We start from the raw sequence: 21,104 nt of genomic DNA, 5'->3' as shown, positions 1-21,104 counted from the left end.
TTGGCCGCCACGAGGCCCTAGTCATCTATCAACCGCGCGCTTCCGTCCAAGCGCAGCTTGCGACTGGCCCTGGAACGACGTCCCTCTCCAGGGCGGATGTCAAAAGCCAGCGATGGCACCAGGCGATCATGTGAGTGAGACTGTCTGGCGGGTGATTCACGCGCCGATAAATGCGCGCTCAACCGGTCGCAGCAGACGTCTCGCACAGTGCGCAAGGCGAGATCACAAGTCGCGCGATGTCGCCTGCGAGCCTTGCCTTCATAAGGTCAGTCGAACCCAATTGTGCGAGGCTGATGGCTTGTCTCCGGATAGGACGTGGTGCAGGGGTCTCCTGCCGGAGAGGCGGTCAAAGAACTACCTGTCGTTTTAGCGCGGGAAGGCTACGCCATCTTTCTCCTAGCGCTTCTTATCGTCATCAGCGCCGCCGGCGACGTCAGTGCTCCCACTGGATGCAATGCAATGTCAATCGTGGTGAGAGAGCCTGCACCGATATTTGGGTTCCCCAAATACATCGGTACCCAGTTAGGAGGGCGACGATCCGCAAGGCACCAACGCCGCCGAAGGACCTTTCGGGCCGATACGACCGCGCGTAGAGAATGCGCGGTCGTAATCTGAGCCGGTGCCGAAGAACGTCGGAACGATGATCTACATGGGAACTCCGATGCGCCACATTGCTGAGGATCTTGGTGGTTGACGCGGTTGTGCCGCCGGCATCGCTGCGCGTGCAAATGGCGGCGCAAGACGTGGTGGCTGCCAGAATTAGGCGTGTGAATCGTCGCCGGTTGTCTCTCGTGTGCTCTTCGATAGTGGGGATGCTGTTTTGCATGACGGCGTGTTCGCCGCAGATTGAGGTGCAGCGGGCTTCTGGGCCGGATATAGCCGTTGCGCACTTGTCAGCCGAGGATGCACGGGAATGGTTGGACGATCTGGTGCCGGCGGCGTTGGAGCGGGAGGGAGTTGTCGGTGCGACTGTTTCGGTTGTTGCCGACGGAGAGATTATCGCCGCTCAAGGTTACGGGTATGTTGACGGGTCAGAGGATGCTGCGCACGCCGTGGATCCGGAGTCTTCTCTCTTCCGGATCGGGTCGATTTCGAAGGTGTTCACAGCGACGATCGTGATGCAGCTGGTCGAAGAGGGAGTGCTGGATCTGGACGCCCCGGTGCAGGAGGTGCTCGATTTCACTCTGCCGACGAGCTTCGAAAAGCCCATCACGTTGCGGCACCTGCTGAGCCACACCGCCGGGCTTGAAGACGAGCTCGCTGGCCTCATCACCGCGCCCGGGGGTGAGATCATGTCGTTGCATGATGCGGTGGTAATCGACCCGCCCGCGCAGATTTTCGAGCCCGGGTCGACGCCGGCGTATTCGAACTACTCCAATGGGCTCGCGGCCTACGTTGTTGAGCGTGTCACGGGTGTGCCGTTTGAGGAGTTGGTGCAGCAGCGCATCTTCGATCGGATCGGGATGGCCACGGCGACGATGGCTCAGCCGCTTCCCGCCGACCGGCAGATCGACATGTCGAACGGATACCGTTTCGAGGGGTCCGCGGAGGTCCCATTTGAGGTGGTGTCGCCCGCCCCGGCTGGTGCGATCTCGGCGACCGCGGCCGACATGGGCGAGTTCATGCTCGCGCAACTCGGAGACTCCGAGACACCGTTGATGAGCCCGGAAACGCTCGCGCTCATGCACGAGCCCGCCCTGACGAGCGCTGAACTCGGGGGCCTTGCGGCGGGCCCGGTGATGACACTGGGGTTCTTCGAGCGCGACCGCAACGGGCATCGGATCCTCAGCCATGCCGGCGACCTGACGGCATTCCATGCGCAGATGGAGATCTACCCGGATGATAGGGCCGGCATCTTCATCTCACTGAACAGTTCCGGCATCCACCCTGATTCCTCCACCGTCATCCGCGACGCCCTCACTACGGGTTTCGCTGATCGTTACTTCCCCGACGAGCGTCCGGCCCGGACTGCCACGACCACTGCCGCCGAACATGCAGAGGCGATCGCAGGGACGTATCAGCTGTCACGGCGCGGTGAGACGACTTTCATCCGCGCGTTCTTCATCCTTTCCAGCATCACCATTGCCGCCGACAGCTCTGGCGACGTGACGGTCTCGGCCATCGTCGGCCCGGACGGGCAACCCGTCCGTTTCGTCGAGACCGAGCCCTGGGTGTGGTCGGAGGTCGACGGTCAACGGATCATCGCCGTCGATCAGCATGATGGTGAGGTCGTCGCGATCGGATTCGACCCGGCGTTCACGCTGCAGCCGATGCCGGGGGAGCGGGCAGCGCTCCCGATCGTCGCCGCGCTCGCCTTGCTGATCCTGCTCACGCACCTGATCGCGCATCCTGTGGCCGCTCTCGTCCGCCGGCTTCGCACGCGGAACGATGGTCGCTCACGTGCCTGGCGTCGTGCGGGCTGGTTGACGTGGTTGGCCGTGGTAAGTCTGGCGGTGTCGGTGCTGCCGTGGTCTGCGGTGGCGAATGCCCTGCTGACGGATGGTCCGGCACCAGATTCTCTTGTCATCCGTGCAGGTCAGGTTCTGCTCGTCATAGCTGCTCTCGGCATCATCCCTGCCATGTGGCGGCTGGTGATGTCATTCCGCCCATCCCCACGCCGATGGATCACCGTGGCCTGGTCGATCTTGCTCACCGCAGCGTTCGGAGGACTGATCTTCACGCTCCTCGTCGGTGGGATCCTGCAACCGAGCCTCAGCTACTAAGACCACCAACGGCGCCCGCGCGAGGGAAGCGTTGCTCTGTGCGGGTGCGCTCACACTGTGCAGGGCGGCGCGTACACGGTCGAGAACAGCAGAAAACTAGCAGTTCGACAGCGTCTTGCTTCACGCTCCTGCTCCTGCTCCTGCTCCTGCTCCTGCACCCGCGTCGGGGCTGATCCTGGATCGTGTAGCCGCACGCGGGCGAGACTGTGATGCGTGACGCGTGTCAGAGCTCTGGTTGCGGGAGAGGAAGGGGCGCGGCCACGCGCCGAGCGCGAGCAAACCGAGAATGACCTGCGCCAGGCCGACGCCAAAGAAGACGGCATGGAGCGGTGACCATTGCGGGACGATGGCGAGTTCCACAAAGATCCAGATCAGCAGTGTCAGCCCTGCGGCAGCGTGCAGCCCACACCCGATCTGAATTCGGCGGGCCCGGGCTAAGAGAGCAAACACTTGACTCCCACCGACGAGAACGCCTAGAAGGACTCCCGGCATCACCCAGGTGGAGAAAGGCGTCGCATCAAGCTACTCAGTGGGGATGCCCATACCGCCCGCGAAGATGAGCCCACACATGCCAACTACCGCGGAGATCATGGTGAACGAAGCGAGTGCGGTGAGGCCCACACGGATCGCACGGAGAGGAAGAGTATGCGCGGTCATATGCTCAAAGATAGTGTTTGTCATGGGCTTGGTCGATGAACAATGAAGTCGACTAGGTTGCGCCGCTGCGGGAGTTGCCCCCCCCCCGAATGGTCCGACTTCCTTTCGGCGCATTCGGGAGGGGGCACCACGAGCGGCCTGCAATTCCTTGGCGACACCGACATCGCATCACCCAGATGTATCGCGAGCAAATGGGCTAACGACCCTGATCCGCTCGTGCAGCGTGCAGCAGTAGTAGCACTCTGCGAACCCTGTCTGCGCCGTGACCAGGCCACCGACCACAATCGAGATTTATAAAGACGGTATACAGCGCCAAGACTCAACATGATCACTTGTCGTGCAAACGGCCTTCTAGGAGAGAAGGCTTAACGGACAATGAGGCCGCCCACGATGACGTAGAGAACGGCACCCGTAACGGAAGCTATGGGGACTATTAGCAGAGCTTTTCGCGCCACACGCCAGCCTGACCGTTGAAGTTTCCGCGCGACGTACGCGCCCGCGCAGATGCCTCCCCAACCGGCTATGTGCAGCTGTAACGACCCATTGGTTGGGTTCGACATCCAGCGAAACAGTAATTCGGAGACAAGTCCGAGGACTGCAAGTCCCAGCATCACAGAGCTGAAAGTTATCCACCACGTGGGCGCACCAGTCGGGTCGGTGCCGTCGAGCGGTTCATCGGCCATGCATCCCACCGTATCTGCATCGAAAGCACCTGTCGCTAGCTGCGGTTTGTGACTTGTGGGCGCACTCTGCGTATGTTGGGCGCATGCCTGACAAGCCAACAACCACATCGACCCGATCGTTACATTTCGGCTTGATGGGGCCATGGTGGATATGGACTATGGTGTTCTTCGGTTGCTCTGGGGGAGTAGCCCGGCAGTTCCCACAAGCCGGGGAGCCTGCTAACGGCTGGTGGGTGGCCTTATTGCATCCGGGATATTGCTCTCGATCGCGAACATCTTCATTGGTGTGCGACGGTTAATGCGGGGAAGAAATGACCGTGGCAAGCCGGATTCAATGACCAAGATTCAATAAGCAAAATGATCATTTACGGTATGACCCCCACTGTTTGCATGGGTCTCGCTTATCGGTGGCGTTGTCTGCTCGGTTGCATCGATCAGGCGCGAAGTGATGGCAGCTCTCGACTGGTGCTGACGCCTCGCCCGAATCGTTCTAGAAGGCGTGAAAACGGTGCGGATGGGTCTGATGCACGTTGAGGTGACAGTTTGGTTAGGCAGCGAGTGCGACCTGTTTGTTCATGATGGTCTCGTATTCGATCGGCGTCAATCGGCCCAATCTGGCCTGTCTGCGGCGTCGATGGTAGGTGCGCTCGATCCATGCCACGATTGCTGACCGGAGCTCGTCCCGGGTGGCCCAGGTTTTGCGGTTCAGGACGTTCTTCTGGAGCAGGCTGAAGAACGGTTCCATCGCAGCGTTGTCGCCAGCAGCGCCCACCCGTCCCATCGAACCGGCCATGCCATGACCGGTGAGCGCGCGCTGTAGTGTCCGGCTTCGAAACTGCGATCCACGATCCGTGTGCAGCACACACCCTGCGACGTCACCGCGGCGACGCACGGCGTTGTTCAACGCGGTCACCGCAAGCGCGGACGTCATATGCGCGTCCATGGAGTAGCCGACAATCCGGTTGGAGAAGACGTCTTTCACCGCACAGAGGTAGAGCTTGCTTTCACTCGTCCAATGCTCAGTGATGTCTGAAAGCCACAACTCGTTCGGGGCAGCGGCCACGAACTCGCGCTGCACGAGATCGTCATGAACGGGCGGGCCAGGCTTCCTGCCTTTTCCACGGGCTTTCTTCTTCCCAAACGCTGACCACCACTGCTGGTCCCGGCAGAGCCGCCACGCAGTCCGGTCAGCCATCGGCTCGCCGAGTGTCTGTGCTTCGTCTGCGAGGAACCGGTACCCGAACTCGGGATCCTCAAGGTGGGCGTCGTGTAGCGCGTTCGCGCGATACGCCTGCGTAAGCTCTCGTTCAGTGACGGGGTTGCGTAACCAGCGGTAGTACGGCTGGCGGGAAAGCTTCAATACCCGGCACGACACCACGACGGGAATCCCGTCGCCGGCGAGCTCTGCTACGAGCGGGTAGAGCCTTTTCCCGGTAGGTGCGCCTGCGAGAGATACGCGGCCGCGCGACGGAGCACTTCCACCTCTTGTTCAAGGAGCTTGTTGCGTTTGCGAAGCTCACGCAGCTCAGCGTTCTCAGAACGCGTGACGCCAGATTTCTGGCCCTGTTCGACACGTTCTTCTCGCAACCATTTATCGAGGGTTCCGACGTGGATGCCGAAGTCTCTCGCGATCTGCGCGAGTGTCACTTCCGGGCCGCGATCCAACGCGATCCGGATGACGTCGTCGCGGAACTCTTTGGGATAGCGAGGGGGCATAGGTTCATCCTTCCAGGCCAGCCGAAACTAGCCAGGTTGAATGTCACCTAAACGTGCATCAGCCCCATCAGACCCTATGGACCATTTGAAAGTACGCAGCACGTGTATGCCGGCTCGAAACACGAACCCGGCCCGCAGGCGCGACCGCGGCGTCGGTTCAACGCTGGCGTGTAGCACCTACTCGGAATGCTGCCGTGACGGCATGATCCGGGGGCGTCAGCCCGGACGCGGATCAAAGTCCGCAGGTACTTTCACAGCCCGCAAGCGCAAGCGTTATATGGCAGCACGCCCAGGCCGGAAGTAATCTTTCGCAGCGTGGAGAATTCTCGATGAGGTCTCGTTAATAGACTGGCAACATGGGTTTGTTTACAAGACGTTCCGCCGCTCGCCCCGCATCGTCTTTTACCTTTGTGATTAATGAAATCTTTACCATCACTGGGTCTGGGCCCATTCTGGTTGGAACGGTAACCAGCGGTTGGATGACGAAGGGCCAAGATGCGTCGTTGTTGCTTCCTCATGAACACAGAGATGTGACTATTCGGCGCATCGAGTCATCGAGACGTCGACCGCTTCAATTCGACGCCGGGGCAGAAGCAGGAGTCGTTCTGGACGGACTCAAAGAAGGCGACATCCCTACTAAGCCGGGCGGCGCTCATCTCGTATTAGACTCTGCTGGTCTTCGTGGAGTTGAACTTGTGAGTCGGTAGCTGGGACAACGAGACCGGGTCACGTGCATTCCACTCACACTTGCGCATTGTGCGCCTCGGGCCGACGACGATCGTTTTCAGTGTGGCCGATAGTAGGCTCGTCCCGTGCCCCATAAAACCTCCACGGCAACCCAGTCGAAAGCGGGACGCTATTTTGTTGTGGCCCTCTATGCCTTCGCTGTCTTCGGATGGGAACTGGTCATCAGTCTTCTGTTAGACCCAGTGTGGGCCCGCGAGGAAGCCTCCGTGGGTTCGCTCTTGCACTGGGGGATCACTGCCGCGGGATGGCTTTTAGGTGCAGTCGTGATCTATCGAGCAACCCGTAAGCCTGCCCGCGGATTCATTGATGTGTTCTCACGACCGCTCCGCGGCTTTGCAGTGGCGCGAGGTCTCGGCGTGGTTCTGGCTGTGCTGCTCGCCATCGGCATTCGCGCTCTGCTTCTCCAAGAATGGAAGCTGCCCAGCGAATACGAGCGACTCACCGCCACTCACGGCGAGGCCGCACCATTCGCGCTCGCACTCTTGGTGCTCTATTACCTTTGTGAAGCAATGGTCATCGTGCTCGTTATTGCGCTAGGGCAGCGGGCGGGAGAGCTGCGATTCGGTCGACCCGCTTTCCCCTGGGGCGGATTCGTGCTTGCGTGCACCTGGGGAGCAACGCATATCTTGCTTCAAGGACCGGCAACTGGGCTTTATGCGATGTGTGCTGCGGTGCTCTATGGCTGCATTCACTCGTTCGGTCCGCGCAGCGCTCTGGCGACCTACTTGCTTGTGGCGGTCGCATTCATGCTGTGAATGCCGTCAAAAATGATCGGTTTGGTTCATCAGGAACCGAGCGTTAATGCTGGTGTGCACAACCCACTATCGCAAAGTGGGTGCTGGCCTTTGACTGGTCGCAGCGCTCGGAGCGAGCGCGTACGATCCAGTTCGATCAGGAGGCTGGCATGAGCAGTACGGATGTGAAGAAGAAGTCGAAAGAGGTTGCACGGTTCAACCCGCTTCGTTTGGTGGGGTCGTGGGGTGTTCGAAGTAACCATCTCTACCTGGCGGGATTCGCGTCGGTGGCGCTTTCGTTCTTGACCTGGTTGGGATCTCGCGGGAAAAACGATTCACGTCCGCAGTCAGACCGCTGGGGGCTGTTTATTGGTGAGTGGGCACCGACGTTCTTCGCGCTTGGAGTCGCTTTGAAACTTCAGGAAGACGAGAACTAAACCTCGTGAGTCCCCCGGCAGGCCACCTAGTGGCAGCCGCGGGACTCACGGTTATTGACACGAGTCGTCATAGCCGGATTCGCTCGGACTGAGGCTGTGCTTGTGGGATGTTGAACGGATCAAATCTGGGCCCGGACGGTGGGTGCGTGGGTGAGGAATCCTTGCATCTCGTCGAATCCTTCGGCGGCGAGGACCTGCCGTTGGTCTTCCGTTTCGACGCCTTCGACCAGCACCGATGCCGTGAGAGCGTGTCCGAGATCCAGAATGGCGCGCAGCACGTCCCGGGCATGGGAAGGCTGCAAGCTCGCGTGCAGCACCGAGCGATCGATTTTGATCCGGTCGAACGCAAACGCGAGCAGGGTGTCAAGAGATGAAAACCCGCTCCCGAAATCGTCAAGCGCCACCTGAACACCTAGGCCCTTCAAGCGCGCGAATACTTCCACGTTGTGTTCTTTCTCATGCATGAGCGCGTGTTCAGTGAACTCGAGTTTCAACAATTGCGGCGTTAGCCCCGAAGATTCAAGGGCCAAAGTCACCACCTGCGCGAGATCTGCGTCATGCAGCGATGCCGCACAAACGTTCACGGCCACCCTGGAAGGAGTATCCCACGACGCTGCTTCGATACATGCTCTTCGAATCACCCACGCGTCAAGCTCACGAAGCATATTGGTGCGTTCAGCGATCGCGAGGAACTCACCGGGATGCAGCACACCAAGGACCGGGTGTCGCCATCGCACGAGCGCTTCCCATCCCACGATCTCGGAACTCCGCAGCGACGTCTGAGCTTGGTATTCGAGGAAGAACTCGTCTCGATGAATCGCCCCGGCGATATCGTGGCCGAGCATGCGACGTGATACTGAACGCATCATCAACCCGTCTCGATACGTCACTGGCACTTGCGAGCGTGTCTCTTTAGCCTCATACATGGCGGCGTCAGCGCGGGAAAGCAACTCAGTGACACCTGCAGCATCGTTTGGGAAGTAAGAAAGCCCACGCTGGCGGTGATCCTCACATCGTCAAGGCCTTCGCCTACTGGTGTATCGAACAACACCTGAATCGCTGCAGCAAACTCGGCAACGCTGCCCGCACCCGGGGTAAGGGCTGCCGCGGCAAACTCGTCTCCTCAAAGCCGAGCAGTCACGATCCAGCGACTTTTATCGGATGCGAGTTGATGTGCAGCGGTTTTCAGAAGCACGTCACCCGCGGCGTGCCCGAGGGTGTCGTTGACCCGTTTGAAATCGTTGAGATCAATGATCGCGACAGAGAACGCGAGCTGGTCGTGTTCCCATTTCTCGAGTTGCTTCAAAAACTCCGTACGGTTCCAAGTCCCGGTCAGAGGATCCGTGGTAGCTGCGCGGGTGAGCGCTTGAGCAGTTTCACGCGCGACCGCGATATTCCGGGTGATTTTCGCGAATCCGAGCAGAGTGCCGGCACTGTCAGTGACGGCGTTGACGACAACGTTTGCCCAAAAGCGTGACCCATCTTTACGAACACGCCATCCCTCGATCTCGTAACGCCCTGTTGTGCGAGCTTCCCGCAGTATGAGTTCCGGGGTGCCGTTGTCATGGCCTTCTGCAGTGAAGAAGCGCACGAAAGATGAGCCGATAATCTCGTCAGCTGTGTATCCCTTGATGCGCTGTGCGCCACGGTTCCAAGACGCCACCACACCTTCAGGCGACAGCAGATGGATCGAGTAGTCCTCGACTGCGTCGACGAGCAGCTTGAACATTTCCTATCGTTCAACATCACACCCCCATACTCCACCAGCGATGACTGGAGAAGCTGTCTCGACGTGCGGAATCAAAATTTTAGATTCCCATTCCCAGTAGCACGAAGTGAAGTTTTCTGAATCAGTAAACTGCGAGGATGAGCTTCCCCGGCCCCAATCGCGCCACGCACCTTGTCGCTTTGGCAGTCGGCGTGGTCGCTCACCTGGTTCTTTTCTTTACGAGGCCTGGAGTAGCTGGCTACCTCATTAATGTCGCTGCCTGCGTGGTAGCTCTCATCGTCACTCACCGCGCCGTTAGCAGGCGTGGTCCTTTCTTATGGGCTGCAATCGTGGGCTTGGGTCTGTCGTACTTAGCGGCGATTCTTGCTGTTGCCCTATTGGTGGTCCGCCTTACGCGGATCCTTATCTCGTACTAGGGGTCGCTCGACGCGTGCGGCAGGTTTATAGCGTCGGTAGATGAGTACTGTGCATCGAGGAGCGATCATGTAGACGCCCGCGTCGCCGAACCCGAGGCCTCCTGATTCGGAACTCACGGCAGTGGGACGAAGGAGCGTCGGAAAGCTCACGATCTGGCGTGCAGGGCATGAACCCCGCTTAAGAGCTGCCTCTCCCGACCGGTTGGCGGGGCGAGGTGGTCTAGTTTGAACAGGGAAGTCTGCATCGCATTCTTTTTTCACGTTCTGTGTTTGATTCAGAAGGAGTGCCATCATGAAGTCTCGGTTTATCGGTGTCGCCGCAGGTGCGCTTTGCACCGCCACGGCTCTGTCCGGATGCGTGAGTGCGGGGGCCGATAAGTCAGCGGAACCTGATGCTAAGGCTCTAAATCGGGCTAGTTCTTGCGAGACTGTCGTTTCTGACCTGTCGGAGTACACCGTCGCGTTAGAGAAGAGCGTCGATGGAATGAGTACTTACAATCCGTCGACGATGGTCTCTTTTCACCAGGGAGTGGTGAAAAAGTTCACTACTGTTGCTGCGAATTTAGAGCACGATGGTGTCAAGGAAGCTGTACTCGGGGTGCGTGATGCCTCCGTCGGGCTTGTGTCTGTATGGGAAGACGTTGCCAAGAATCCCGATACTTGGACGGATGGCTCCCTAGACACTGAAATAACCGCAGCCAACATTGTCAGCTCCACAGCGCTCAGTAAACTCGACAAAATGTGCCCGGAAACCGATGAGTAAGCCCCGGGCATTTTCTCTTCGCCGCAGGGATAAGTGGGCCTGAAGTATCGGGCATTACCTCGTATTTGTGGATGCCGCGAGGTGAATCTGAGAGTGGAGACTGTAAACGATGCAGCGCAGTTCAACCGAACGTATGTGGGCGAAGACCGGTTCGCAGGCGCCGGTGCTCGGTTATCGTGAGGGCATGCGACCTCTTGTTGTCACCGGTGTCGTTGCTGCAGGTCTATTCATAACCGGATGCGCTCCCAGCATTCATTCTGAGGGCATGCAATCTACTGCAGCACCGGCGTCGAAACTTGGCTCTCCGGTCACTGTCGGCGATTGGACGGTGACGATTCATTCTTGGTACGTAGGTGAAGCTGCCGAAGCCGCAGGTGGTTTACCCAAGTACATTGCGCCCGAAGCATCGGGGAAAGAGGGAGCAGTTATGAACGTAACCCTCACTTACGACGGCACGGGGTCGGGGCACACCTCAGACCTCAGCATTCTTTACGTTCCGGAATCGGGAGGAGTACCAAGTGGACGGCAGATACCCCTCACTGCCGATCCATCAGCTACAGCACTACCAGAGGGGACAATCGCTGCGGGCGAATCACTGTCGGGAGACGCGTATTTCGCGATCGATTCCGACTCTGCGGGTACTTTCCGGATTTCTGTACCCGGTACGTCAGAGCCAATCACGGTGACGCCGTAATGGTGGGGCGCGCGAGTGCAGTGTGCTGGACTGTCCACCACGAGCGCCCGTAGTCGCGGTAAAGCTAGAGTGCGAGCGGGAGAACAAAAACGGCTTCCGGCGTTAAGCTGTCGCGGGTCGATGAACAATGGGGAGAGTTACAGTGTCAGTTTCACGCACAAAGCGGACGTGGTCGGTAGTGGGCGCCAGCGCAGCGATTCTCGGTTCCATGGCGCTGACCGGATGCGGCCTACTCCCGAGTTTCCTTATGGATGAAAGCTCGTCGGGTGCTCCCGCAAAGCCGAGTACATCGGAGACTCGTAAGGATTCGGCAGCTCAGCATCAGTTTTTTGACAACGCAATACTCATGATCCCGATGGTCGCGAGCCTTGACCCCTTGTCATCGTGGGCCTCCGTCGAGCAGTTAGCGTGGGAAGACGCGGACGCGTCAGTGCGAGAGACGATTGTGGGCATGGGGCTTGACGCATGCTCGCGAGCTGATAGCGCGGCTGATGCAACCGAGCTCACGGACCCGGCGATGACGTGGCTTGCTGCGCGGTTCCTGTGCGCTGAGCATCAGGACGTCGCCGATGAATTTCTCTCGAATGATGCGAGCATTTCGCCAACGCACACGATGTCAGATCTTTTTGAACTGGCTCTCGTGCAAGAAGACGCCACTGCCTCGGAATTGCTTGATGCCAATACTGTCTGCATTGGGGCACTCGCTCTCGCGTGGGAAGTGCATGCGGGATTCACCCCAGACGCAACTTGCTGGCTCATTCGCGTGCAATCTGTCGAGGAAATCGAAGGCAATGCAGAGTTTCTATCACTGTTCACGGGTGGGGACGCCGCAGCGAACGCGGCGGCAGATGCCCGCTTCGCTGAACTCGCGGAGGCCTCGGGAGCGACCCCGAACTCTCTTTCGGACCTACTCGATGGCATGGAGTAGCGGACCTCAAACGCGCACGAAGGAAGAGATCACTATGCAGTGTCTCGCCGGTGCCGCCGAAGGAGCCCTGAGAATTGCGCCACCGGATATTGCATTCAACTCCAACATGCACGGTACAGCTCTTTTCGGCACTCTTGTTGCAACAAACTGATAGCCCCCCTTGGGGTTCAAAAGATGAAGCTACTTGGCCTCGCGGATCGCCACCGATGACGTTGCTGGAATAGAGATCGCAATTAGAACTGTTCGATCTGAACCCAGCGGTCGACACGCAAAGCCGGAGAGGGCGGGGTCCGATGAATAGTTCCTGACGCTCACCGTAAACGATTGATTTCGCCAGGATCACACATAACAATGAAGGATGCGCCTCGCAGTTTAGACACGGTGGGTACGCTTCAGATATGGCGTTCTCACTGTTCGGGTTGCTCGTCGCAGCAGCTGTGCTCGCCCCCAACTTCCTGCTGCTGATATTCCCCGTGCGCGGCGGGATTCCATCATCGACGGTGCCCAGACTGCTGACGTGGGTGGAACGAGCCGGACAGGCGCTGTGCCTCGTGATCCCGGTCATCACGGCTCCGGGAACGCTGTCTTGGTGGTGGTTACCCGCAGTCGTCCTCGCGGTGGCGGGCTACTATGCGCTCTGGATCAGGTACCTGGTCGAGAGACGTCGGTTCGCAGATCTCTACCGGCCGCTGTGGAAGCTGCCCGTTCCTATGGCGGTCCTCCCTGTCGTGGCGTTCCTCACGACGAGTGCGTGGTTAGGCAACCTGTGGATCGCGGGTGCCGCCTTCGTTCTTGCTGTAGGGCATATCCCTGCTTCTACGATCATCGCCCGCCAGTGCACAACGCGCCACTGAACGGTGGTGCATGGCGCCGAGACTCACATATGGTCGAGACATGTCTGACAGCGACTGGACTTCTCAACTCCGGGAACAAGCACCGAAGGACTGGCCGGCCTTCCTCGCGGAGAGGTCGGGCCTTCCCGGGCCACGAGCGAATCTCGCACTCGTTGCTGCCGCCGCGATCACGGCAGGGCCCGATACGGCCGCCATTCTGTGGGCGGACGGCGGCGAGTACACCGCAATGTGCTCCGCAGCCGCTTTCGCATACCGTGCGGGTGAACTCGCGGCGGAGGTTCGAGCCCGCATGTGTGCAACCGATACGCGCTGGAGAGTGAGAGAAGGCGTTGCGCTCGGCCTCCAACTCCTGGGAGACGCGAATCCCGACGCCCTCGTACAGATCGTGAGGACGTGGGCCGACGACGACCTCCCGTTCGTGCAGCGAGCCGCAGTCGCTGCAATCTGCGAACCCCGACTTCTCCGCGACGCTGACATCGCTGCCGCCGCGCTAGACACCTGCCAGCGCGTCACCGAGAGCTATGCCAAACTGTCGGCGACCCGGCGGAAAGAAGACGACGCACGATCGCTGCGCCAAGCGCTGGCATACTGCTGGAGCATCGCGGTCGCAGCGGGCCCGCTCGAAGGTCTGCAAGCTTTCTCCGCTCTCGACGCTGCTGATCGAGATCTCGCGTGGATCGTCGGTCAGAACCGCCGCAAGAAACGCCTGGCCAGACTGCTCTGACCTGACCGGTCTCTTACCCCTCAGTTGACGATCTCGCTCTGCGAGAATCAATCGTCTCATCGTCACGGGTTACGGAACTTACACATGAAGTATGCCGGTGCTGCTACATATACGACTTCTACGCGACCATAGGTATCGAGAGCGCCGTGCCTGAGGATGAGGAAGACATGACTTGGCGATGCAAGAGCAGGAAAAAGCGAGAAATCGTCGACCCGCACTTCACATGGCAATCGCGGTTATCGTGCTCACCACGCTCGGCGGGTGCGCCGGACAGGAGCGAGGACATGAACCTGACGCTGTGGACATCTCGGCAGCGGCGCGAAAGATATTGATCGAGTGGCCTATAATGGCGGCGTAATGTGTGTGAAGCGGGATAGTCGTGGGGTGGCCCCTCGCTCGGGAGTACGCCTAACACTTCGAGGGTCAGGTGTTTTCGGCGGGCGGCCACGCTTTGATAATTGGGGGGGGGCAAAGGTCCGTGCGGGCGAGAAAGGCTTGCACGGACTGGTCCTAGAGCGCTTCTATGAGCCATAGCGACCCGCTCGAGCCTCATTAGTTGCGCGATCCTCGCGGTGATTCTTCTATCCTCCGGGCATGAGCGATCAATCCGTTGATCCGGCCGACTGGTACCCGAATCAGCAGTGGCAGCTGCAATGGTGGGACCGGAAAGGGACGTTGACGTAGGTGACGCACGAGCACGAGGTTGATTAAAAGGGGCCTGGGCGAAGACTCGACTCTCCGCGGGCTCAGAGGCCGGGAGCGTTGTTCCAGGCGTCGATAAACCCCCGCACGTCACCATCGGCTGTTCCGGCCGACACCGTCACCAGGTTCTCGTGGAGCTTCCCGAGCACATCGAACGAGAAGAGTGTCCGGTCGGTAACGGGACCCCAGCTCGTTGAGCCGAAGACCTCTGCCTCCTGATCACGAAGCGCCGCCGCCTTGATCGCAGGGGCGACACTCGCAGCATCAGCACCGTGGTCGAGCACGACGCCGAGTTCGAGCGGACCGAGCGCGACCGAGCGCACGCCGTCTGTCTCCGCAAGTGCGAGCGCACGGTCGAAGTTACCGACGTAACCCTCGTCACTCATGGTCTTTACGGTGATGCGATTGCCGGGCTCCTCTTGCTGCAGCACGAAGAGCTGCAGTGAGTTGAACGCGCGCAGATCCACTGATGCGAGGAGTGTTTGTTGCACGGTCGCGGCAGTCTCAGCATCCGTCGTCGTTACCGACAGGTGCAGAGCCTTTGGGCCGTGAGTATCGATCGACGCGCCGACCACACCCTCGATCGGCGTGAGGATCGCGCCGAGGCGCGCAGCCAGATCGTCCTGCAGCGCGGGAGCGGTCATGATGCCGCTGCTCAGATTGACGTCGATCGGCAGCCCGGCGGCCGCCAATGTGTCGACAGCGGGTCCCACTGCCTTCACGCCTTCGGCCGTGCGCATCCGTAGCGAGAGCGAGCTGTCCTCGAGCGTGTACCTCTGGATTGAGCTGACGGCGGCCGCGGCTGCAATTGCCTTTAACGCTGGCTTCAGCATCCGCGGGTCCTGCGTCTCGACCGATGAGCGCTCGTGCACGTCGGAGACCTTTAGCCGCACCCCGTCGTGGATCGGGCCTCCCGCTGCTGCATCAGCCAGCGGAGTGATCACAGCAGCAGGGTCGATCCCCGCCTCGGCGATGGCCTCGATCCCGAGAGTGCCATTGTCGGACCAGACCTTTCCCTGAAGGATGCCGTCGATGCCAGACAGCGCTCCGGCCGCCTGTGCAAGGTCTGCCACTTCATCGCCGTCGCCCGTAATCGTCCATTGCCAAGCACCGACGCGCAGTCTCAGGAGCGCGTCGTTGTCGGTGACCGGCTCGGCGAGGTCACCTAGTCGCTGGGCGACTTCCGCGAGGTCTGCGGGATCGACTGAGTCATCGAGCGTGATCTGGTAGCCGCCGTCCGCAGCCTCCTCAACGAAGGAGACGGCCGCATCCCTGGCGACTTGCGCTTTGAGGTTCTCCGGCTTCCGCTCGGTGCACCCCGAGAGCGCCGTTACAGCGATCACCCCTCCGAGCAGCAGAGCAGCACCACGAACAATTCCTCGATTCTCACGCATTCCTCAAGAGTATGCGGAAATCTGTCTGCGCCTGTGTGAGTGAGCACTACCCGTATGCTCGTGTGGCGTGAACGGACATTGCATGGTCCTCTGCCCAGAACGATCTTTTTCGGAGCGACTGGCCTGCATTGACTAGCCGCAGGCCGCTCTCCTTTGGCCGTCCGATCGACCAAGGGCGGAACACCGCCAAAACGCTCCCAGGCATCAGGAACGCGCTTCACTCTCCCGCACGGAAAGCTCGCGGGGGCATCTCTTGTAGCCGGGTATTCGCTTCGGCCGCGGCGTCGGTCATGCGATCAAGAAATGCGTGGATGATGCGGAGCTCCGCCTCGGGCGTGTTCCGTGTAGCGGCGAACACCTCTGTCCCGGCAAGGCTGAGGAACCCTTCCGTTCCGTCCAACGCCGTCGCGGTCGGATGCAGCGCGACTTTGCGACGATCACTATCGTCGCGACGGCGCGACACGTACCCAGCGCGCTCGAGCCGGTCGATCAACACTGACACCGCCCCTGAAGTCATCCCGATCTGACGCGCTAATTGGGCCGGCGCCAGCGGCTCACCTGACTGGGCAGCCCACACAATTTGGCCGAGCGCCTCGGCGTCCGAGAGCGGAAGGCCCATCGATGTTGAGAAATGACGCGCCAGTTCTCCGGAGGCCATCTTCCAGTCGCGAAGGCGATGCATGACGGCGACCTCGAGCTCGGACCAGTCGTTGGAAAGCAAATTTAAGGCAGCCATGCGCTTTACTTTATAGTCAAGTAACTCTACTGTAAAGCTTAATTCATTGGTCTCGAGGAGCCCCCATGAATACGCCGCACGCTCTCATCTCTGGAGCAAGTAGCGCCTGCTTTTCCGCAGCCTGGTGGCTACGACGCATCGGGTGGGAGGTCACCATCATCGAATGCGCGCCCGAGTTCCGCGATGGGGGGCATAGTGTCGATATTCGCAGGGTCGCACGCGACGTACTTGACCGCATGGCGCTCACGGAAGCTGTGCGCGCGAGGAACACGACCGAGACGGGCACGGTGATTGTCGACAAGGACGGTGAGGTCATCGCGGAGATGCCTTCTGACGGGCCGGGCGAAGCGACTGCTGAACTTGAGGTACTTCGAGGTGCCTTCACCCGAGCGATGCTTGACGCGCTTCCGGACGGCGTCCGTTTAATTTATGGCGTCAGCATAACTGCAGCCGATGAATCCGGTGAAGACCTCGGCTCAGTGAGAACGGCTGGCGGCCACACTATTGAGGCGGACCTGTTCGTGGTCGCGGAGGGTGTGCGAACTTCTACGCGCGACATGTTGTTCGCATCGTCCGAAATAGAGAGGTGATCGCTCGGGGTCGTCATGGCCTTCGGCACGATCCCGCACACTGCCGACGATGACGACCGGTGGCGCTGGAACAACGCGGTCGGGGGCCGTCAGGTGCATCTGCGACACGATCCCTACGGGACCACGCGAGCAATCCTGGCCCATGCCGGTGACGACAACCTCGTCTCCCGGGACCGCGACGAGGCGCTCCGGATCCTGCGCGAACGAAATACGGATGCTGGGTGGGAATCCGATCGAGTGCTCGACGGGTTTGCGGCGTCTAACGACGTCTATATCGACGATCTCACACAGATTCGGATGCCGAAGTGGCACCGCGACCGCCTCAGCGTGATTGAGGATTCCGCCTGGTGCGTTACGCCGATGGGCGGCGGTGGGACGTCGCTACCCCTCACCGCCAGGTACGTTCTAGCGGCATCGGGTCTGATGCACGTTGAGGTGACAGTTTGGTTAGGCAGCGAGTGCGACCTGTTTGTTCATGATGGTCTCGTATTCGATCGGCGTCAATCGGCCCAATCTGGCCTGTCTGCGGCGTCGATGGTAGGTGCGCTCGATCCATGCCACGATTGCTGACCGGAGCTCGTCCCGGGTGGCCCAGGTTTTGCGGTTCAGGACGTTCTTCTGGAGCAGGCTGAAGAACGGTTCCATCGCAGCGTTGTCGCCAGCAGCGCCCACCCGTCCCATCGAACCGGCCATGCCATGACCGGTGAGCGCGCGCTGTAGTGTCCGGCTTCGAAACTGCGATCCACGATCCGTGTGCAGCACACACCCTGCGACGTCACCGCGGCGACGCACGGCGTTGTTCAACGCGGTCACCGCAAGCGCGGACGTCATATGCGCGTCCATGGAGTAGCCGACAATCCGGTTGGAGAAGACGTCTTTCACCGCACAGAGGTAGAGCTTGCTTTCACTCGTCCAATGCTCAGTGATGTCTGAAAGCCACAACTCGTTCGGGGCAGCGGCCACGAACTCGCGCTGCACGAGATCGTCATGAACGGGCGGGCCAGGCTTCCTGCCTTTTCCACGGGCTTTCTTCTTCCCAAACGCTGACCACCACTGCTGGTCCCGGCAGAGCCGCCACGCAGTCCGGTCAGCCATCGGCTCGCCGAGTGTCTGTGCTTCGTCTGCGAGGAACCGGTACCCGAACTCGGGATCCTCAAGGTGGGCGTCGTGTAGCGCGTTCGCGCGATACGCCTGCGTAAGCTCTCGTTCAGTGACGGGGTTGCGTAACCAGCGGTAGTACGGCTGGCGGGAAAGCTTCAATACCCGGCACGACACCACGACGGGAATCCCGTCGCCGGCGAGCTCTGCTACGAGCGGGTAGAGCCTTTTCCCGGTAGGTGCGCCTGCGAGAGATACGCGGCCGCGCGACGGAGCACTTCCACCTCTTGTTCAAGGAGCTTGTTGCGTTTGCGAAGCTCACGCAGCTCAGCGTTCTCAGAACGCGTGACGCCAGATTTCTGGCCCTGTTCGACACGTTCTTCTCGCAACCATTTATCGAGGGTTCCGACGTGGATGCCGAAGTCTCTCGCGATCTGCGCGAGTGTCACTTCCGGGCCGCGATCCAACGCGATCCGGATGACGTCGTCGCGGAACTCTTTGGGATAGCGAGGGGGCATAGGTTCATCCTTCCAGGCCAGCCGAAACTAGCCAGGTTGAATGTCACCTAAACGTGCATCAGACCCCCTCACTCCACGCGAGTTTCGTCTTGTACTTGAAGCTATCGGGCGAAAACGTGCAGTAATCGTGGAGTGATTTCGGCTTGCATTTGGCAGCCGTCCAGATCACGCAGTAAACGTAGTTCGAGGGAACCGAAATGAACGAGCTTGGCCGTTTATAACCACCCAGCGGCGTTACGGCATCGAGGGCCGGAGCAGTGGGGTAAAGAAACTCATTAGTTCCAGGGGCGTAGCTGTCGCCGAGCTCACTGGAGGGCGCTTCTCCTTCATATTGTTGCCCTTCCTCCCACTCTCCGGTCGGCTCTTCATCCTCGTCGAGGGGGGGGTCTCGCCCTCATCAATGACTCCAGCGGCCGGCCTGGCCTCTTCCGCAAGCATCGAAGCGAGCGTCGCGGGAGCTTCCGCAACTTCTTCCTTCCCGCTCTCTCCCGCAAGATACAGAGCGAAGACCTCAGCGTCCCCGAATGCTGTGACTTCGATCCGTTCATCGGTCATAGATGTGGCGTAGTCGACGAGCTCTCCGTTGAGCGTGAGAACTGCAGGAACGGCTGTGTACTGGCCTTCGGCGCACGTGAGGGTTCCTGGCTCCTCGGCAGTAGTGCAACCTCTAGGAAGCGGAAATGACGCGATGCGGTTCTGGGCACCTGATGCTTCCGCGGTGCGCACGTCAAACAGGGCAATCTGCGATCGAGAACCCTGTTCACTTAACTCAGTCAGATCGTCCGCGACTCTTGCGGACTCTGCGCTCGGCGAGGTGAGCGCTGGTACCTCCTCGTGTGAAGACAACCCAGCAGCTGGTGCTGCGACGGTCGTTGCAAGAGCGATCGTTGCGATAATCGTGCCGCCAATTCGGGGAATTGGCGATTGCTTAAGGGGATTCATTAAGTTCCTTTATTTTTTGGGCTATCCAAAAAAGTAACGGATTTTGGCGTCTCCATTCCTGCCCTGAGGGTGAACCGAGGGGTGAATTTGGCAGAGGTGAACTGGGGTCCTCGTTGTCTACATTGGCTTTTCGGCGCTGCGCGCCTTTTCAAACAGCAGGGCTGGGTTGCGCCGGAGCGGCCATGCGCGTTGCTCGAGGTGGTACGGAGGGCCCGGCCCGTCATTCCCGGCGTGATGGGGTGCGCAAAGCAGGACTTCTAGAGGGCGGGACCGGAGTTTCGTGCGTGATTTGCGTGCGGGGGTGTTCGGTTCGGGTTCCTCGCGCTCAGGAGTATCTCCGCCGCAGATCGGTGAGGGGAACCGTGACTCGGAGGTAATATTGCCCACACGACTGAACTCCTATGACAGCGGCGACTGGCTGGAACCAAAACCCTTGCCGACCGGCCCGGACGTCCCCGTCGATCATTTCGGCCGCGTCGACTTCGACAACGACGAGAGCGCCACGGTGTTCACTGTCCGTATCCAGAAGACCGAGGCCGCCTACATCGTCCGCATCGACGAGCACAGCGACATCCCGCTCACGATCGACACTTCGACGCAGCGGCAGGAACGCGAGACGGCGAGGCAGTACTTCGATTTGGAGCTCAACGTGATCTCGCGGCAGCACTTTGACAGCCCCCTTGATTACGAAGACCCGGATACGTTCGGTGCCGGCCACTTTGTCATTGAGAATGAGGGTGGCGATCGCCGCGTCGTGATCACGGAGCAGTACATCGGCTCAGATTCCTCTGACCCTGACCGCCCCCCAACTTGTGGACTCTCGAAGTCGACACCCACGACCGCCACAAGGGGTGAGTACAGCGGGAAACCGGTGCGTATCAGCCGGCGGAGGTGCAGCAGCTCGTCGACCGCGTGCAGACGTGGGCGCAAGAACAGGCACGCGAGTGGAACACTCGTGCGGCACTGCATGCGCAGAAGCGGCAGCAGATGCATCACATGCAACCGCCGGCGCTCGGGATCACGATGTAGCAGTACCGGGGAATGGCCTGTTGGGCGGGTGTGGACACGAACTCGCACTCACCCGATCGCCGTCACCCATACCGTGCATCTCAACTGAGAAGGCGACGTCGGTCCGGTAATTGCCGGGTCGACGTCGCCTTCCGTTTATGGGTGGTACGAGAGGAGCAGTGAGCTCCAGCTACTGCCGCCCATGCTCCTTACTGGTTCGCCACCAAGCTCGTGGGTCAAGCATGACCCAGAGCACAGTAAACCCGAACAACACCCACGATACAGCTGGGGAAATCGCTCCGTTAAGCGCG

17 protein-coding genes are annotated in these 21,104 nt (G+C 60.1%); 10 read left to right on the top strand and 7 right to left on the bottom strand.

Going from position 1 to position 21,104, the window contains the following annotated elements:
- Positions 1-686 precede the first annotated feature (686 nt).
- Positions 687-2,723, top strand: a complete 2,037-nt coding sequence (locus ACZF5Y_RS08405) for a serine hydrolase domain-containing protein (protein WP_497532184.1) — start codon at positions 687-689, stop codon at positions 2,721-2,723.
- A gap of 1,887 nt (positions 2,724-4,610) precedes the next feature.
- On the opposite strand, the gene ACZF5Y_RS08400 is transcribed toward ACZF5Y_RS08405, so the two are convergent.
- Positions 4,611-5,779 (bottom strand): IS3 family transposase gene (locus ACZF5Y_RS08400; RefSeq protein WP_497532171.1). Its coding sequence is split into 2 segments (ribosomal slippage): positions 4,611-5,492 and positions 5,495-5,779, totalling 1,167 coding nucleotides; the frame shifts between segments, so codons are not numbered across the junction.
- Positions 5,780-6,591: 812 nt separating this feature from the next.
- Between ACZF5Y_RS08400 and ACZF5Y_RS08395 the strand changes: the two genes are divergently transcribed.
- Positions 6,592-7,281 (top strand): hypothetical protein, encoded by a 690-nt coding sequence (locus tag ACZF5Y_RS08395; protein ID WP_497532183.1) that lies wholly within the window; start codon positions 6,592-6,594, stop codon positions 7,279-7,281.
- A gap of 149 nt (positions 7,282-7,430) precedes the next feature.
- Positions 7,431-7,697 (top strand): hypothetical protein, encoded by a 267-nt coding sequence (locus ACZF5Y_RS08390; protein ID WP_497532182.1) that lies wholly within the window; start codon positions 7,431-7,433, stop codon positions 7,695-7,697.
- A gap of 119 nt (positions 7,698-7,816) precedes the next feature.
- On the opposite strand, the gene ACZF5Y_RS08385 is transcribed toward ACZF5Y_RS08390, so the two are convergent.
- Both ACZF5Y_RS08385 and ACZF5Y_RS08380 read right to left on the bottom strand, forming a co-directional pair.
- The gene (locus tag ACZF5Y_RS08385; protein ID WP_497532181.1) at positions 7,817-8,542 is read right to left on the bottom strand and encodes an EAL domain-containing protein; all 726 of its coding nucleotides are present in this window, start codon (positions 8,540-8,542) and stop codon (positions 7,817-7,819) included.
- Positions 8,543-8,820: 278 nt separating this feature from the next.
- The gene (locus ACZF5Y_RS08380; protein ID WP_497532180.1) at positions 8,821-9,426 is read right to left on the bottom strand and encodes a GGDEF domain-containing protein; all 606 of its coding nucleotides are present in this window, start codon (positions 9,424-9,426) and stop codon (positions 8,821-8,823) included.
- A gap of 708 nt (positions 9,427-10,134) precedes the next feature.
- On the opposite strand from ACZF5Y_RS08380, the gene ACZF5Y_RS08375 reads away from it, so the two are divergent.
- The 5 genes from ACZF5Y_RS08375 (at position 10,135) to ACZF5Y_RS08355 (ending at position 13,805) form a co-directional block, all read left to right on the top strand.
- On the top strand, positions 10,135-10,605 hold the full coding sequence (locus tag ACZF5Y_RS08375) for a hypothetical protein (RefSeq protein WP_497532179.1): 471 nt from the start codon (positions 10,135-10,137) through the stop codon (positions 10,603-10,605).
- A gap of 109 nt (positions 10,606-10,714) precedes the next feature.
- Complete coding sequence (locus ACZF5Y_RS08370) at positions 10,715-11,299, top strand: DUF4352 domain-containing protein (RefSeq protein WP_497532178.1); 585 nt, start codon at positions 10,715-10,717, stop codon at positions 11,297-11,299.
- Positions 11,300-11,507: 208 nt separating this feature from the next.
- The gene (locus tag ACZF5Y_RS08365) at positions 11,508-12,227 is read left to right on the top strand and encodes a hypothetical protein (protein WP_497532177.1); all 720 of its coding nucleotides are present in this window, start codon (positions 11,508-11,510) and stop codon (positions 12,225-12,227) included.
- 398 nt (positions 12,228-12,625) lie between these two features.
- The gene (locus ACZF5Y_RS08360) at positions 12,626-13,081 is read left to right on the top strand and encodes a hypothetical protein (protein ID WP_497532176.1); all 456 of its coding nucleotides are present in this window, start codon (positions 12,626-12,628) and stop codon (positions 13,079-13,081) included.
- Positions 13,082-13,121: 40 nt separating this feature from the next.
- Positions 13,122-13,805, top strand: coding sequence for a HEAT repeat domain-containing protein (locus tag ACZF5Y_RS08355; protein WP_497532175.1), 684 nt, complete (start codon positions 13,122-13,124; stop codon positions 13,803-13,805).
- Positions 13,806-14,551: 746 nt separating this feature from the next.
- Here ACZF5Y_RS08355 and ACZF5Y_RS08350 read toward each other — a convergent pair.
- Both ACZF5Y_RS08350 and ACZF5Y_RS08345 read right to left on the bottom strand, forming a co-directional pair.
- Positions 14,552-15,901, bottom strand: coding sequence for a hypothetical protein (locus tag ACZF5Y_RS08350; RefSeq protein WP_497532174.1), 1,350 nt, complete (start codon positions 15,899-15,901; stop codon positions 14,552-14,554).
- 217 nt (positions 15,902-16,118) lie between these two features.
- Positions 16,119-16,637: a MarR family winged helix-turn-helix transcriptional regulator gene (locus ACZF5Y_RS08345; protein ID WP_497532173.1), complete on the bottom strand. Its 519-nt coding sequence runs from the start codon at positions 16,635-16,637 to the stop codon at positions 16,119-16,121.
- 65 nt (positions 16,638-16,702) lie between these two features.
- On the opposite strand from ACZF5Y_RS08345, the gene ACZF5Y_RS08340 reads away from it, so the two are divergent.
- Positions 16,703-17,227, top strand: a complete 525-nt coding sequence (locus tag ACZF5Y_RS08340) for an FAD-dependent oxidoreductase (protein ID WP_497532172.1) — start codon at positions 16,703-16,705, stop codon at positions 17,225-17,227.
- A 447-nt stretch (positions 17,228-17,674) separates the two neighbouring features.
- On the opposite strand, the gene ACZF5Y_RS08335 is transcribed toward ACZF5Y_RS08340, so the two are convergent.
- Positions 17,675-18,843 (bottom strand): IS3 family transposase gene (locus ACZF5Y_RS08335; RefSeq protein ID WP_497532171.1). Its coding sequence is split into 2 segments (ribosomal slippage): positions 17,675-18,556 and positions 18,559-18,843, totalling 1,167 coding nucleotides; the frame shifts between segments, so codons are not numbered across the junction.
- Between the two features lie 234 nt (positions 18,844-19,077).
- Entirely contained in the window at positions 19,078-19,785 is a 708-nt protein-coding gene (locus ACZF5Y_RS08330; RefSeq protein WP_497532170.1) for a hypothetical protein, read from the bottom strand.
- A gap of 379 nt (positions 19,786-20,164) precedes the next feature.
- Between ACZF5Y_RS08330 and ACZF5Y_RS08325 the strand changes: the two genes are divergently transcribed.
- Positions 20,165-20,902 (top strand): hypothetical protein, encoded by a 738-nt coding sequence (locus tag ACZF5Y_RS08325; protein WP_497532169.1) that lies wholly within the window; start codon positions 20,165-20,167, stop codon positions 20,900-20,902.
- Positions 20,903-21,104: the final 202 nt, after the last annotated feature.

Source organism: Leucobacter sp. WKLB1, from assembly GCF_059696215.1.
This window is presented reverse-complemented; position numbering and strand designations above follow the sequence as displayed.

Excerpts from the sequence above, each read along its gene's own strand:
- ACZF5Y_RS08390 (WP_497532182.1), top strand. The coding sequence starts at position 7,431 with ATGAGCAGTACGGATGTGAAGAAGAAGTCGAAAGAGGTTGCACGGTTC.
- ACZF5Y_RS08385 (WP_497532181.1), bottom strand. The coding sequence starts at position 8,542 with ATGCTCGGCCACGATATCGCCGGGGCGATTCATCGAGACGAGTTCTTC.
- ACZF5Y_RS08380 (WP_497532180.1), bottom strand. The coding sequence starts at position 9,426 with ATGTTCAAGCTGCTCGTCGACGCAGTCGAGGACTACTCGATCCATCTG.
- ACZF5Y_RS08375 (WP_497532179.1), top strand. The coding sequence starts at position 10,135 with ATGAAGTCTCGGTTTATCGGTGTCGCCGCAGGTGCGCTTTGCACCGCC.
- ACZF5Y_RS08370 (WP_497532178.1), top strand. The coding sequence starts at position 10,715 with ATGCAGCGCAGTTCAACCGAACGTATGTGGGCGAAGACCGGTTCGCAG.
- ACZF5Y_RS08365 (WP_497532177.1), top strand. The coding sequence starts at position 11,508 with ATGGCGCTGACCGGATGCGGCCTACTCCCGAGTTTCCTTATGGATGAA.
- ACZF5Y_RS08360 (WP_497532176.1), top strand. The coding sequence starts at position 12,626 with ATGGCGTTCTCACTGTTCGGGTTGCTCGTCGCAGCAGCTGTGCTCGCC.
- ACZF5Y_RS08355 (WP_497532175.1), top strand. The coding sequence starts at position 13,122 with ATGTCTGACAGCGACTGGACTTCTCAACTCCGGGAACAAGCACCGAAG.
- ACZF5Y_RS08350 (WP_497532174.1), bottom strand. The coding sequence starts at position 15,901 with ATGCGTGAGAATCGAGGAATTGTTCGTGGTGCTGCTCTGCTGCTCGGA.
- ACZF5Y_RS08345 (WP_497532173.1), bottom strand. The coding sequence starts at position 16,637 with ATGGCTGCCTTAAATTTGCTTTCCAACGACTGGTCCGAGCTCGAGGTC.
- ACZF5Y_RS08340 (WP_497532172.1), top strand. The coding sequence starts at position 16,703 with ATGAATACGCCGCACGCTCTCATCTCTGGAGCAAGTAGCGCCTGCTTT.
- ACZF5Y_RS08330 (WP_497532170.1), bottom strand. The coding sequence starts at position 19,785 with ATGAATCCCCTTAAGCAATCGCCAATTCCCCGAATTGGCGGCACGATT.